The organism is Roseburia sp. 499 (genome assembly GCF_001940225.2).
In the GTDB taxonomy this organism is placed as follows: domain Bacteria; phylum Bacillota; class Clostridia; order Lachnospirales; family Lachnospiraceae; genus Petralouisia.
In genome coordinates this window covers 1,214,207-1,228,272 of the sequence record NZ_CP135164.1, presented here as the reverse complement: position 1 = coordinate 1,228,272, position 14,066 = coordinate 1,214,207, and the positions used below count along the sequence as shown (strand labels likewise).

The 14,066-nt window shown below is 39.9% G+C and carries 18 protein-coding genes; all 18 read right to left on the bottom strand.

The window, feature by feature from the left end; all coding sequences use genetic code 11:
- Positions 1-5 precede the first annotated feature (5 nt).
- The 18 genes from atpA to rnhA all read right to left on the bottom strand — a co-directional run bounded on the left by atpA (position 6) and on the right by rnhA (position 14,056).
- Positions 6-1,517 carry a F0F1 ATP synthase subunit alpha gene (atpA, locus tag BIV20_RS06105; RefSeq protein WP_075719060.1) on the bottom strand — a complete coding sequence of 504 codons (1,512 nt, stop codon included), beginning with the start codon at positions 1,515-1,517 and terminating at the stop codon, positions 6-8.
- A gap of 5 nt (positions 1,518-1,522) precedes the next feature.
- Entirely contained in the window at positions 1,523-2,026 is a 504-nt protein-coding gene (atpH, locus tag BIV20_RS06100; protein ID WP_075719058.1) for an ATP synthase F1 subunit delta, read from the bottom strand.
- Positions 2,007-2,456, bottom strand: a complete 450-nt coding sequence (gene atpF / locus BIV20_RS06095; RefSeq protein WP_075719056.1) for a F0F1 ATP synthase subunit B — start codon at positions 2,454-2,456, stop codon at positions 2,007-2,009. The genes atpH and atpF overlap by 20 nt, the downstream gene beginning before the upstream one ends.
- A 24-nt stretch (positions 2,457-2,480) precedes the next feature.
- A complete protein-coding gene (gene atpE, locus BIV20_RS06090; protein ID WP_075719054.1) occupies positions 2,481-2,705 on the bottom strand; it encodes an ATP synthase F0 subunit C in 225 nt (74 codons plus the stop codon).
- A gap of 21 nt (positions 2,706-2,726) precedes the next feature.
- Positions 2,727-3,416: a F0F1 ATP synthase subunit A gene (locus BIV20_RS06085; RefSeq protein WP_075719052.1), complete on the bottom strand. Its 690-nt coding sequence runs from the start codon at positions 3,414-3,416 to the stop codon at positions 2,727-2,729.
- A 453-nt stretch (positions 3,417-3,869) separates the two neighbouring features.
- On the bottom strand, positions 3,870-5,027 hold the full coding sequence (locus BIV20_RS06080) for a phosphopentomutase (RefSeq protein ID WP_075719050.1): 1,158 nt from the start codon (positions 5,025-5,027) through the stop codon (positions 3,870-3,872).
- A gap of 94 nt (positions 5,028-5,121) precedes the next feature.
- Positions 5,122-5,850, bottom strand: a complete 729-nt coding sequence (locus BIV20_RS06075; protein WP_075719048.1) for a SpoIIIAH-like family protein — start codon at positions 5,848-5,850, stop codon at positions 5,122-5,124.
- Positions 5,851-5,862: 12 nt separating this feature from the next.
- Positions 5,863-6,429, bottom strand: a complete 567-nt coding sequence (locus tag BIV20_RS06070) for a hypothetical protein (protein WP_075719046.1) — start codon at positions 6,427-6,429, stop codon at positions 5,863-5,865.
- An 11-nt stretch (positions 6,430-6,440) separates the two neighbouring features.
- Positions 6,441-6,989 (bottom strand): stage III sporulation protein AF, encoded by a 549-nt coding sequence (locus BIV20_RS06065; RefSeq protein WP_075719044.1) that lies wholly within the window; start codon positions 6,987-6,989, stop codon positions 6,441-6,443.
- A 31-nt stretch (positions 6,990-7,020) separates the two neighbouring features.
- The gene (locus BIV20_RS06060; protein WP_075719042.1) at positions 7,021-8,157 is read right to left on the bottom strand and encodes a stage III sporulation protein AE; all 1,137 of its coding nucleotides are present in this window, start codon (positions 8,155-8,157) and stop codon (positions 7,021-7,023) included.
- Positions 8,154-8,540: a SpoIIIAC/SpoIIIAD family protein gene (locus BIV20_RS06055; RefSeq protein WP_075719040.1), complete on the bottom strand. Its 387-nt coding sequence runs from the start codon at positions 8,538-8,540 to the stop codon at positions 8,154-8,156. Before BIV20_RS06055 ends, BIV20_RS06060 begins: the two co-directional genes overlap by 4 nt.
- A gap of 9 nt (positions 8,541-8,549) precedes the next feature.
- On the bottom strand, positions 8,550-8,744 hold the full coding sequence (gene spoIIIAC, locus BIV20_RS06050; protein WP_075719038.1) for a stage III sporulation protein AC: 195 nt from the start codon (positions 8,742-8,744) through the stop codon (positions 8,550-8,552).
- 13 nt (positions 8,745-8,757) lie between these two features.
- Positions 8,758-9,273 (bottom strand): stage III sporulation protein AB, encoded by a 516-nt coding sequence (locus BIV20_RS06045; RefSeq protein WP_075719036.1) that lies wholly within the window; start codon positions 9,271-9,273, stop codon positions 8,758-8,760.
- Positions 9,267-10,205: a stage III sporulation protein AA gene (gene spoIIIAA, locus BIV20_RS06040; protein ID WP_075719034.1), complete on the bottom strand. Its 939-nt coding sequence runs from the start codon at positions 10,203-10,205 to the stop codon at positions 9,267-9,269. Before spoIIIAA ends, BIV20_RS06045 begins: the two co-directional genes overlap by 7 nt.
- Positions 10,206-10,390: 185 nt before the next feature.
- Positions 10,391-10,567, bottom strand: coding sequence for a 30S ribosomal protein S21 (gene rpsU / locus BIV20_RS06035; RefSeq protein ID WP_004054229.1), 177 nt, complete (start codon positions 10,565-10,567; stop codon positions 10,391-10,393).
- A 132-nt stretch (positions 10,568-10,699) separates the two neighbouring features.
- Positions 10,700-13,321 carry an alanine--tRNA ligase gene (gene alaS / locus BIV20_RS06030; protein WP_242939792.1) on the bottom strand — a complete coding sequence of 874 codons (2,622 nt, stop codon included), beginning with the start codon at positions 13,319-13,321 and terminating at the stop codon, positions 10,700-10,702.
- Between the two features lie 69 nt (positions 13,322-13,390).
- Positions 13,391-13,525, bottom strand: a complete 135-nt coding sequence (locus BIV20_RS06025) for a vanadium nitrogenase (RefSeq protein ID WP_143524507.1) — start codon at positions 13,523-13,525, stop codon at positions 13,391-13,393.
- A 51-nt stretch (positions 13,526-13,576) separates the two neighbouring features.
- Positions 13,577-14,056, bottom strand: coding sequence for a ribonuclease HI (rnhA, locus tag BIV20_RS06020; protein ID WP_075719030.1), 480 nt, complete (start codon positions 14,054-14,056; stop codon positions 13,577-13,579).
- Positions 14,057-14,066 lie beyond the last annotated feature (10 nt).

The following is a 14,066-nucleotide window of genomic DNA, read 5'->3' as shown; positions in this document are numbered from 1 at the left end:
CATCCTTATATTCCTGCTGTCTGCACATATTCCTTCGCAGCTACTATGATTTTTTCCGCTGTCTCATCTGTCAGCACCTTCTGTTCCGTAATCTCTTTTACCAATTCCGGATGAGCATCTGCCATGTGAGCTAATAGATTCATCTGTGTTTCCTTTACCTTCGGCACTGGAACCTCATCTAAAATACCTCTATTTGCCACACAAAGGGTAATTACCTGCTCTGCCATACTCATTGGATGACACAACGGCTGTTTTAGTAACTCCATCAAAACTTTTCCGTGTGCTAACTGTTCCTTGGTACTTTCATCCAAATCGGAACTAAACTGAGTAAATACTTCCATTTCACGGAACTGGGCCAAATCGATACGTATACTTCCGGTTGCTTTTTTCATTGCCTTGGTCTGTGCGGCTCCACCTACACGAGATACCGAAAGACCTACATTTACTGCCGGTCTCATACCAGAGAAAAACAAATCACTCTCTAAGAAAATCTGACCATCTGTAATAGAAATTACATTAGTCGGAATATAGGCTGATAAGTCTCCTGCCTGTGTTTCAATAATCGGCAGTGCTGTAATAGAACCACCACCCAACTCATCACTCAGACGACTAGAACGCTCCAGAAGTCTGGAATGAAGATAGAATACATCTCCCGGATATGCTTCACGTCCCGGAGAACGTTCCAATAACAAGGATAATGCTCGATATGCTACCGCATGCTTGGATAAATCATCATATATGATTAGCACATCCTTACCTTTATACATAAAGTATTCTGCCAATGCGGTACCTGCATATGGGGCAACATACTGTAAAGACGCCGGATCACTTGCTGTGGAAGAAAGTACAATCGTGTAGTCCATAGCATCATGTTGCTGTAATGTGGATACTATCTTAGCAACACTGGATGCCTTCTGACCGATTGCCACATAAACGCAGATAACATCTTTTCCCTTCTGGTTTAAAATAGTATCAATAGCAATTGCAGTCTTACCAGTCTGTCTATCACCAATAATCAATTCACGCTGTCCACGTCCAATCGGAAACATAGAATCAATCGCAAGAATTCCCGTTTCCATTGGTGTATTTACAGACTTACGCTCTAAAATTCCAGGAGCGTCCTGTTCCATTGGGCGATACTCTTCCGACTTGATTTCTCCCTTTCCATCGATTGGCTCACCAAGAGCATTGATAATTCTTCCTATATAGGCATCTCCCACCGGAATACCTGCTCTTTTTTTTGTCCGAACAACCTTCGTTCCTTCCTTGATTCCGGTATCTTTTCCAAACAGAATACATCCAATTTCGTTTCTTCTGATATCCTGTACCATACCTTTTAATCCATTTTCAAAAACGACGATTTCACCGTATACAGCATGGTCAATTCCATATACTGTTGCAATTCCGTCACCGACCCAGATAACCTTACCTGTTTCCTGTCCTTCTTTTTCCCAGTCATAGTGCTCAATTTCGCTTTTAATAATGGAAATAATATCTGATGCGCTGATTGCACTCACCGCTTTCACCTCCCGGTTAATTTTAATTCCAATTGATGCAAACGTCCCTCGTAGCTGTTATCATATTCCATGTTTCCAGCCTTAATAAGGGTTCCTCCCATCAATTTTTTTTCAATCTCATAGGATAACTGACATGTCATATCAGGATATTTTTCCTGTAAAAACTTCTCAATTTCCTGCTTTTTCTCATCACCCAGAGGCTTTGCTGAATAAATTTCAGCCTTTAAAATATGATGAATACGTCTGTATTCTATTTCATATGCCTCACAGATATTCAAAAGCTGATCTGCCCTGTCATAATCACACAAAAGTTTAATAAAAGACCTTGTCTCCTCCGGGAAAATCCGGTCTGTCACACGCCTCTTTTCTTCCTTTGAAATTATCGGGGCTTCTAACACTTCACTAACAGTAGGAACTGTTTTTATTATCTCCTCTACTGTACGCATGCTTTCCCTACTGATATTCAGTTCATGAAGTGCCTTCGCATAATTAATAGCTGTCTGTGTCATTGGCATCACCTGCTTCTATAATTTTTCTTGCAGCCAATACCGCAAGTTTGGCAATTTCTTCCTTTGCCTCCTGCTGTGCCTTTTCCTGTTCTGAAGCAATTGCAGCCTTTGCCTTTTCTATCATCTGCTCTGATTCTATTCTGGTCTTTTCCAGAATTCCTGCTCTTTCCTGTTCTGCCAGCTCTCTTGCACTATGTACGATTTTCTGTGCTTCTTCCTTTGCCACAGAAATTCTCTCTTCATAATCAGTTTTTAACTCTTCCGCTTCCTGCTGGCTCTTTCTTGCTTCTTCCATATTAGACGCAATCATTTCTTTTCTTTTTTCTAAGACTGCCAACACAGGCTTAAACAAAAACTTTTTCATTAACAGATACAATACCAGTACATTGATTACCGTAAACAGCAGATTCCAAACATTTAAACTCAGCATGTTACCGCCGCCTTTCTTCTGTTTTTATTTTAAGAACATGATAATAAGCAATGCGATAACAAAACCATAAATAGCGGTTGCTTCTGCAAGGGCACATCCTAATAATAATGCTTTACTGATTTTACCTTCTGCTTCCGGCTGTCTTGCAATGGCATCTGTTGCCTTAGCGGTTGCAACACCGATTCCGATTCCTGCTCCGATTCCTGTTAAAACTGCGATTCCTGCTCCAATAGCGATAATTGTATTCATAATCATATGCTCCTTTTCTTCTTATTCTTCAATAGCTTCTTTCATAAATAATGATGTAAGGAATACAAACACATAGGCTTGTATTAAACCGTCAAAAATATCAAAATAGCAGCTGAATGCCACTGGTACCACAACGGGTACTAATAATTTTATCAGTTCCATAACTACGAATGCGCCTAAGACATTACCAAAAAGTCGCATACATAATGACAAAGGTCTGATAAAAATCTCCAGAATATTAATTGGCAAAATGATTGGCACCGGCTCTGCAAAGCTCTTAAGCCATTTCTTCATTCCCTTCTTGCGCACACCGGCAACTTCAATCAATACAATACTCATAATTGCCAATGCAGCGGTAATATTCAAGTCCTTGGTGGGAGGCTTAAATCCAATCAATCCTATCAGATTGGAAATTCCTATGTAGAGAGCAACAGCACTTAAATATGGAATATATTCCTTTCCTAGTCCTCCCATGGTGTCATTGAAAAATCCATATGCACCTTCCACGGCTGTTTCTACAATCAGCTGCCTTCGCCCCGGCTGTTCTACGCTCAAATTTCTGGTGAGCAAAAAGGCTACAACAGTGAGCCCTGCCATAATAATCCAGGTAACTACCACTGCCTCAGATACTGGAATTCCACCAAATAATGGAATCGTAAAGACTGTTTCACAGTTCAGTTCCTCTAACAGCGATTCTACGAAAGCATCCATTATATTCACTTCCTTTCCACCTAATGGCAGTTCTGACGGCTGACGGTATCCGTACAAAATCACACTGCCATGGTAATTTCTTCATCTAATTTAATCCCATGTTAAATTATTGTCAATTATTAGTTTGACTTTCAAAATAATTGGAAATTCGTCTTTTTTTTTGTGCATTCAATACATATTTTTTTTATATTTTTTATACTTTTGTTAGAAATGTTTATTGTATTTTTATTTTTTATATTTTCACAAAAAAAGAAGCCTTTTTTTAGATGGATTTCTTTTTTGTTTTTTTCTATTTTTTATAAATTTCACCATACTTCTTTTGTATTACAAGTGCTAATGAACCGCTAAATTATCACTCTTTAATGCAACAAGGTCTTTCCTAGGATATAAAAAAGACTGGCAGATAACTCAACCAGTCTCTCTAACTATTACACTTTTTCGTTTTCATTTCACTTAAAACATAACCAGACTTTCTCCTGCAATCTGCTTCTCTACTCCGAAATAATTTAACACTGTTGCTCCAATATCGGAAAAAGTGCTTCTGGTACCAAAGTTCTTTCCAGCCGGAATATTATTTCCATACATTACCAAAGGCGTATACTCTCTGGAATGATCGGTAGATGGCGTAGATGGGTCACAACCATGGTCAGCTGTAATCATGAGAATATCATCTTCCCTAAGCTTACCAAGAATCTCCGGTAAACGCTCATCAAAATAAGTCAATGCCTTCGCATAGCCTTCCACGTCATTTCGATGACCATACAGCATATCATAATCCACCAAATTTACGAAACAAAGCCCTTCAAAATCCCGTTCCATATATTCTAACGTTTTATCGATACCGTCTGGATTTCCGGTAGTTCTTACATAGTCGGTAATGCTTTTTCCCGCAAAAATATCAAAGATTTTTCCAACTCCAAGAACCTCGTAACCAGCTTCCTTCAACTGATCCAACATGGTTACTTTCGGTGGCTCTAATGAGAAATCATGACGTCGACTTGTTCTTACGAATGCTCCCGGCTCTCCTTCAAAAGGACGCGCAATCACTCTTCCCACACCATGCTTTCCAACAAGCATATTTCTGGCTATCTGACAATATTCATACAACTGTTCTACCGGTACAATATCTTCATGGGCAGCCACCTGAAATACAGAATCGGCCGAAGTATACACAATCAAATCCCCTGTTTTTATATGCTGCTCGCCGAAATCCTTAATTACCTCTGTACCGGAATACGGCTTATTGCATAAAACGCCATGTCCTGTTTTTCTTGAGAATTCTTCTATGATTTCCTGTGGAAATCCCTCCGGATAAGTTGGCAACGGTGCCTCCGAAATTATCCCTGCAATCTCCCAGTGCCCAATGGTAGTATCTTTTCCCATGGACTTTTCTGTCATTCTTGCAAAAGCTCCCTGTGGCTGCGCTTCCTTTTCTCCAATGTCTACACCATCAATGTTAAATAGTCCTAATTTTCTCATATTGGACATAGCAAAATGCTTATCCTTAGAAGCTGCCTTTAAGGTATTGCTTCCTTCATCCCCAAAAGCTTCTGCATCCGGCATTTCACCAATTCCAACACTATCCAATACAATCAAAAAAACTCTTTTCATAAAGACCTCCTGTATCTATCAACCATATTCCTTATTATTCTCATAAGTCATACTTATCATAATACCTTTTGGCCTTTGATGCAAGTTCTTTCCCTCACTCTTCTGTAGTTGTTTCTGTAGCACTTCCCTGAATCGGTGTAATAATAATATTTTCGGGAGTTATATTAGTCTTACGCTTTACAATATCTTCTATCTGGGCACGCTTTGCATCCGTTACCTGACCCATATTCAACACTACATCCGCATTGTCATCGGTAATGCTTACCACTACATCAGTAAATCCTTTCGCCTCTAAAAGCATCTCCGCTGCATTTTCCCTTTCTGCAATATCTGTCATAGCAACCATTGCATCAATCGCCGCCTGTTTTTGTTCTTCTGAAATATTGGTATTATTGATAATCTCTAACAACGTTTCCTTGTTCTGGGAACGCACCTGCTCTCGGTTCAACTTTACTTCTGCCGCAAAGTTCACATTTTCTATAGAATTACTGGTAAGAACTGCTTCGCCCGGATTCTCTGCTGCCTCTTGTTCATTCTGTGCTGCAATATCCTCTCCTGTCTGAATCCCCAACGGTGCTTCTTCCGTCTGTGCATCTGCCTGTGCTTCCGTCTGTGCCGTTGCTTCCTCCTCTTCTGTAAAAATATCATCTGCGCTAAATTCCTCATCTGAAATTTCATATGTAGTATCACTTAAATCTGCACTTGCTTCCTTTGCAACTTTGTCGTCACTCTGTGTTCCGGTATACTGTAAGTACCCTGCTACTGCTATCATTAGTGCCAATGCCGTAATAATAATCTGATTTTTCTTAAATATGTTTTTCAAAATGACACCCTCCTAAAGATTCATCTTAACTACCTTAATTTTATGTGCTTCTACCGGAAATAATGCTAAAACTGCATCTGAAATATTTTTTACCACCACAGAATTTTCTCCGCCCTCTGCCACTACCAAAATCCCTTCAATCTGAGGTGTTACCTCTTTGGAAATAAATGGCTCCTGACCGCTCCCCTGTTGCCCGGAAAATACTGTTTCCTCCTGCGACTGAATTTCTGTTACGCTGCGTACCGAACCATTGTCGCCCTCCTGCGTATTCTGACTACTAGTCATCCTATCCTTTTCTACCACACTCTCCCCATTGTCCTTCAGTGTAATCATAACCTCCACCTTCCCCACTCCGTCCATGTTCTCCAATACCTCTTTCAACCTGCGCTCCAGATTCTTTTCATATGCACCGCCAGTCCCTTCATTATATCCTTCCTGTTCTTCCTGTATCTCTTCCTTTTCTTCTACTTGCTTTTTCCCACTGTCTACCGGAATTGCAATTACCAACAACAATACCCCCACCAATCCTGCAATCAGAATCTGGTTCTTTGGGATTTTTTTTAACTTTTCCAACTGCATTCTTCCACCTCTTACTCTCTTACTACAATCTCTATCTGTTTCTTTTCCACTTGATAAAAATCCTCCAGTTCTTTTTGCAATTCATATACCTGAGGGTATTCTGTCCCTTCCGAAAATGCTGCTTTTTCCGGATACCGCGTATCTCCGGATAAAAATTCTGCTTCTATATAGATATGCTTCACCAAATACTCTTCTGTCAGTTGCACCTCAACTTTTTTTGCCTCTAATTCCTGCCTATCCACCATCTGTTCTATATCCATGCAAATTGCCTTCTCATATTCCTCCTGATAAATTTCCTTCTGGGTTGCTTCCAAATAAGCAGTATCAAGTTTTAGATTCTCCATTTGCTGAAAAAATCCTGTCTGTTCTATCTTTTCATAAAGATTCTCCTCATTTCCTACCAGAGAAAGTATAGGAGTAAGGACCATAATTACCAGTAACATTCCCGTAAAGAATCGGACATATTTTCGATAACTCTCTTTGGGCAGTAAATGCAATACTGCTGTTATAAAAATATAAAAGCACACTAAATTTTTTACCCACCCATATACTGATTCCATATTCCACTCCTTTCATGCTAAATCCTTCCTATTACCGAAATGTAGTTGCTGCTGTTACCATGGCAATAGTCACCAAAAACATCACAACCGTTGTCACCGTAACCTTCCCAAGTAATCTTCCGCCTTCTCCTGTACCACTGATACAGCCAAGCATACGCTTGTCTGCTATTGGTTGCATAACTGCCCCTACCAAGCGATACAAAAAGGTCATCACCCATACCTTAATTACAGAGCCGGCACACAATACCACTAGCACAAGTATTGCCGCTACTCCCACACCGTTTTTAATAATAATTCCGCTTCCCACCATAATTTCAGTTACAGCATTTATAGAAGTTCCAAGTCCCGGTATCATACCGGCTGTCCTTGAAATAAGCGTAGACTTAAAGCCATCAATGACCGGAGCCAGAAGATTCTGCACCACATTGATTCCAATTACTGTGGTAAACACCAGTTTCAGTACCCATTCAATTCCTTCTTTAAGCAACTCTGTCATTTTGGAGAGCATTTCTTCCTCCGTCAGATAATTCATCATTTCTACCACCACATATATCTGTATGGCAGGAACAATTACCCCATTCATTAGCCATTCAATTCCATATATTAACAAAAAAGTAAGTTCATAAAATACACTTCCCGCTGTCATCTGTCCGGAGAAAACCATACTTAAAGAAAAAGTAGGTACCAACAGTTTTAAAAATACCAGCATGTCATCTAATACAGCCAAAACCACATCCTTTAAAACCCAAAAGGATTTTAACAGTAAAACCATGAGCAACATGTACACCATATAGAAACTAATTTGTGTTACTGCCGGATTTTCAAATATATTTGTAAAATTATAAAGAATGGAAAACACAATACATAAAAGTACAATCTGCAAGAGTTCCAAACGGAATGATAAGACTTCATGAAATACCACATCCAACAAGTTTCTTAACAATTCACCCTTATCAATTTTCTCTCCATCAATAAGCATTTGTACTAGTTCACGAAATGTAATCCCTGTTCCCTTCTCCTCCAATACTTTATCCACCTCATCAAAATCCAACTCATCAAAATACTCCTCTATGGTTTCATTCTCCGCAATATCCGACATAGCATATACAGTAAGCGAATTTCCCCCCAACATCAAAGCCAGTACTATCCCTATTATCCATTTTTTCACTTTAAGAACTCTCCTATTGTTTCCAGCAACACCAGTAGTACAGGCATACTGATTGCTAATATCGATAGTTTTCCAAACATCTCTATCTGCCCTGCAATCGCCTGATACCCTGCATCTTTACAAAGATTTGCTGAAAATTCCGATACATAAGTAATCCCTATCATTTTTAATAGAATCCCCACATATCCTGTATCAATTTTCACATAATTCTGTATCTGATTAATCACAGATAACACGATTTCTAACTTTGTGACAATAAAATAAAAAATGCAAAGGCAGGCTCCCATAGAAATAAACAACTCATACTCTTTTTTCTGTCCCTTCAGTATGATTCCCAACAGCGTACCTGCAAGCCCTAGCGCTGCAATTTTTATGATGTCCATTATGCCTCCTTATAGCGCAAAGAGATTTTTCATGGTTTCAAACAAATCATATATGTATGGCACAATCCAAAACAATACGATCAAAAGTCCTGCTAAACTGGTAAGGAATGCATGTTCCTCCCTTCCACTGTGCTTTAATACCTGACTCAATACGGTAACCAAAATTCCCACTGCCGCGATTTTAAAGATTAAACTTATACTCATAGTTCCTCCGTATTTATAACAGCAGAATAATTACAAATAACCCGCACATCACACTTAATGTCTGGGCAAGCTTCTGTTTCTCTTTTAATTCCTTTTGAAACTGCTCTATCATCACTTCTGCCTGTCCAATATATAACTCCAGATTTTTCAGTTGCATCTGTCCATCCAGATAACCGAAATTTTCTCCTGCTCGTTTTAACAGTTCTCTTTCTTCCTTAGAAAACAGAAAACGTTCTTCCTCCTGATCCACCAGTTTTCTCCAAAAGACTCCCATACTCTCCTGATTCTCCTGTAACCCTTCTGCTGCTTTTTTCAAAAAGCCTGCAAATGGCTCCTTATTCTGTTCTGCAATTCGTAAAAAAGCCTCCCTAAGTGGCGTCTTGGTATAAGAAATCTCCCCTGTCATCATCAAAAACATCTCTTTCATGGCCACCAGTTGTTCCATATGTTCCTGCTGTTCTTCAGACAGACGCCACCCAAAAGAAACTGCTGCCAAAAGTACCAGCACTCCCCCAGCTAGTTTCAGCATAGCTGCCTCAATTCTTCGTCATACACCTCAAATCGTCGCTCGCCACTGCTCTCCTTAATTAAAAACACAAACCGCTCAAAAAACCCCCGCTCCAACCAGCCTGAAAGATATACCTTTTCCTCCAATTCTTCTACTTTTCCTACATGCATAGTTCCAAGAATCCTGCATCCACAATGAAGTACCTCTTCTACTGCTTGATAATCCTCTCTACTTCCCAACTCGTCTACCGCAATAATCTGTGGAGACATACTACGCAATAAAAGGTGCATTCCTTCTGCCTTCGGGCAGCAGTCTAACACATCGGTACGAATCCCTAAATCGTTCTGTGGAATTCCCTGAAAGGAAGCTGCAATCTCACTTCGTTCATCCACTACTCCAATTTTCTTTCCGGCCACCTTTTCATCCCCATTTGACAATATTCTGATACAGTCCCGAAGCATTGTTGTCTTTCCTGTTCCGGGCGGAGACAAAATCAATGTATTATGTACTTCTTCCCCCTCTCTTATATAAGAAAGAATTTTTCTGGCACATCCTTTTTTCTCCCTTGCAATTCGTATATTTAATCCGCTGATATTGCGCATTGCAGTAATTTTCCCCTGCTCACAAACAGTCTTTCCTACGATTCCAATACGATGTCCTCCCTGCATGGTAAAAAATCCCCTTTTTATTTCTTCCTCCAACGCATACATGGAATACTGACTCATACGGGAAAGGGTCTCCTTCATATCTTCTTCACTCCAACAATAGGCTTCTCTTTCCTGTTTCTGAAGTCCACCGCTTTCCAAATTCCAGAAATACTCATCTGTTTTTCCAATCACCATAACAGGCTGTCCAATTCGAAGCCGTATCTCTTCCGGTTCTACTTCCTTTTGAAATCCTTGTTGACACAACGCCCTTAACCTCCCCGGAAATACACTTACTATTTCCTCCATAAGTTGTCCTCCTTCCCTACACCTGATTTCATGTATATGAAAGAACAAGATAGAATATTCCAAAATTCTTTATTCTAGGAAAGTTATTACTTTCACACTTTAATGTAACAAGGTCTTTCCTAGAATATAAAAAAATCCGCTGTACTGCTGATTTTCATCAACCGTACAACGGATTTTTTACACAATTAATTATATTTACGCTTTCTAGCTGCTTCGGATTTTTTCTTACGTCTTACGCTTGGTTTTTCGTAATGTTCTCTTTTACGAATTTCCTGCTGAATCCCTGCTTTCGCACAGTTTCTTTTAAATCTGCGTAAAGCGCTATCCAAAGTTTCGTTTTCTTTAACGATTACATTTGACATAGTCTCACACCTAACCTCCCTCCAGTTGCGTATTGTGCATATTCAACTGTTTGGGTAATATTTTATTGCACTAACAATTATTTTAGCAGATATTTCCCGTAAGTCAACTACTTTTCGAAAAAAATATCAAATTTATTTTATCTGACCTTCCAATGCCGTTTTTGCTTCTGCAATCGCATCCGGAATTCCTGCAGGATTCTTACCTCCTGCCTGTGCCATGTTTGGACGTCCACCGCCGCCACCGCCAACTTTTCCTGCGACAGCTTTAATTAAGTTTCCTGCATGAGCACCTTTATTCATAGCTTCCTCTGTTGCCATAGCTACCAGATTTACTTTACCATCCAAATCAGATGCCAGCAACACTACACCTTCACCCAGCTTTTCTTTTAACTGGTCTCCTAAATCACGGAGTCCGTTCATATCTACACCGGATACGCTTGCTGCCAAAAGTTTTACACCATTTACTTCTGTCACCTGATTCATAACATCACCAAGAGCATCTTTTGCTACCTTGCTCTTTAATGACTCATTTTCACTCTGAAGCGCCTTCATGTCTGCCATTAAGTGTTCCAATTTTTCTACCAGACCTGCCGGATTGGTCTTTACGATCTTAGCAGCTTCATTGATAGTCTCTTCTAATCTGTCATAGTATTCAAATACTGCCTTAGAGGTCAGCGCTTCAATACGTCTTACCCCTGCTGCTACACCGGATTCCGAAATAATCTTAAATGCTCCGATACTTCCGGTATTTGCCACATGAGTACCACCACAAAGTTCTACAGAAAAGTCTCCCATCTTAACGACGCGAACCTTTTCTCCATATTTTTCACCAAACAATGCCATTGCACCGGTCTTCTTTGCCTCATCCAGTGACATAACCTCGGTTACAACCGGAATAGACTCTGCAATCTTAGCGTTTACAATATTTTCTACCTTTGCAATCTCTTCCGCTGTCATTGCTGCAAAATGAGAAAAGTCAAAACGTAATCTGTCTGTATTTACATCAGAACCGTGCTGCTCTACATGGCTTCCTAATACTTCACGAAGTGCTTTCTGAAGCAGATGGGTTGCACTGTGGTTTCTTCCAATCAATGCACGTTTTTCTGCATCTACGGAAAGTTCTACGGTATCTCCTACCTTGAACATTCCCTTTGTTACAGTTCCTACATGACCGATTCTTCCACCGCGAAGATGAATGGTATCTTCTACCTTGAATTCATTCTCGCCTACACGAATCACACCAGTATCTGCATTCTGGCCACCCATAGTCGCATAGAATGGAGTCTCGTCCACAATAATGGTTCCCTTATCCCCGTCAGATAATGCCTCTGTTAACTCTGTTTCTGTAGTTAATACACTAATCTTTGAAGTATGTGTTAATCTGTCATAACCTACAAACTCAGACGTAATTGCAGTATCAATCTCGTCATATACGGTTGCGTCTGCTCCCATGTAATTGGTTTCTTTTCTTGCACTTCTGGCTTTGTTTCGCTGCTCTTCCATGCATTTCTTGAAACCTTCTTCATCAATGGTAAATCCCTGTTCTTCCAAAATTTCCTGAGTTAAATCCATTGGGAATCCATAGGTATCATATAATTTAAATGCATTCTCACCGGATAACACTTTCGCCCCGTTCTTTTTCAATTCTTCCTGCATTTCAGAAAGAATAGTAAGACCCTGATCAATGGTCTTATCGAACTTCTCTTCCTCCTGAGACAATACCTTAAAGATAAACTCTTTCTTTTCCTCTAATTCAGGATATCCATCCTTGCTCTCTGCAATAACAGTTGCACTTAAGTCAGCCAAGAACTTTCCATTAATACCAAGTAATCTTCCATGACGTGCTGCACGACGAATCAGACGACGCAATACATATCCTCTTCCTTCGTTAGATGGCATAATTCCATCAGAAATCATAAATGTAGTAGAACGAATATGATCTGTAATCAAACGAATGGATACATCATCCATTGCATCTACCTGATATTTCTTACCGCTAATTGCACAGACCTTATCACGAATAGCTTTCATTGTATCAACATCAAATACAGAGTCTACATCCTGCACTACTACTGCCAGACGTTCCAATCCCATACCTGTATCAATGTTCTTGTTGGCAAGTTCTTCATAATTGCCATGTCCATCTCCGTTAAACTGAGTAAACACATTGTTCCATACTTCCATGAAACGGTCACATTCACAACCTACTTTACAACCCGGGTCTCCACAACCATATTTTTCTCCACGGTCATAATAGATTTCAGAACACGGACCACAAGGACCTGCACCATGCTCCCAGAAATTATCACATTCTCCGTTTTCATCACGATAAAAACGTGTGATTTTCTCAGCCGGTACGCCGATTTCCTTCGTCCAGATTTCAAAAGCTTCCTCATCTTCTCCGTAAATAGATGGATACAAACGCTCCGGTTCCATTCCTACTACTTCCGTTAAAAATTCCCAAGACCATGCAATTGCTTCGTGTTTAAAATAGTCTCCAAAAGAAAAGTTTCCAAGCATTTCAAAAAAGGTAAGATGTCTTGCTGTCTTTCCTACATTTTCGATATCTCCGGTTCTAATACACTTCTGGCAGGTTGTCACACGCTTCTTTGGTGGTATCTCCTGACCTGTAAAATATGGCTTTAACGGTGCCATTCCGGCATTAATTAATAACAAACTGTTATCATTATGCGGTACCAGTGAAAAACTCTTCATTGCCAGATGCTCTTTACTTTCAAAAAACTCCAGATACATTCTGCGCAACTCATTTACTCCATATTTTTTCACAACAAATTTCCTCCAACTGTCTCTCTATTTATCTTTTTACTTCTCGTCTATGCTTTTCTTTGCATCACTTCTGTCACGTAACTTCTTTCCTAAGAAAATTCCCAATCCCGCGACTGCAACGAGAACAACAAACTTAATTCCATACTCTAAAAAAACATTTAAAACTGCCATGCTCCTGCACCTCCTATCAAAGTTTAATCATATCATATGGTTCCTCTATTTTCAAGTGTCGGAAACGGTATCTTCTAACAGGTTATCCCCGTCTGCTGCTGTAGTTGCCAGATAGTCACACCGTTCGTTCATCTCATGTCCGTCGTGTCCCTTGACCCAGTGAAAGGTCACCTCATGCTGACCCATTGCTTCTAAAAGTTCTTTCCACAAATCAATATTTTTCACTGGCTTTCCATCCGACTTCTTCCATCCCTTCTTCATCCAACCATAAATCCATTTCTGATTAAATGCATCCACCAGATACTTAGAATCAGAATACAAGTCTACTCGGCATGGTCGATTGAGCTGCTGTAAGCTTCGGATTGCTGCTAACAACTCCATCCTGTTATTGGTGGTTTTTTTATAACCTGCAGATATTTCTTTTTTATAAAGTTTTCCGCTTCCATCTACATAAGTGAGTACAGCACCATATCCTCCCGGACCTTCCGGGTTTCCTCTTGCTGCTCCATCCGTATATATTTTTACTTCCATATTTATTATC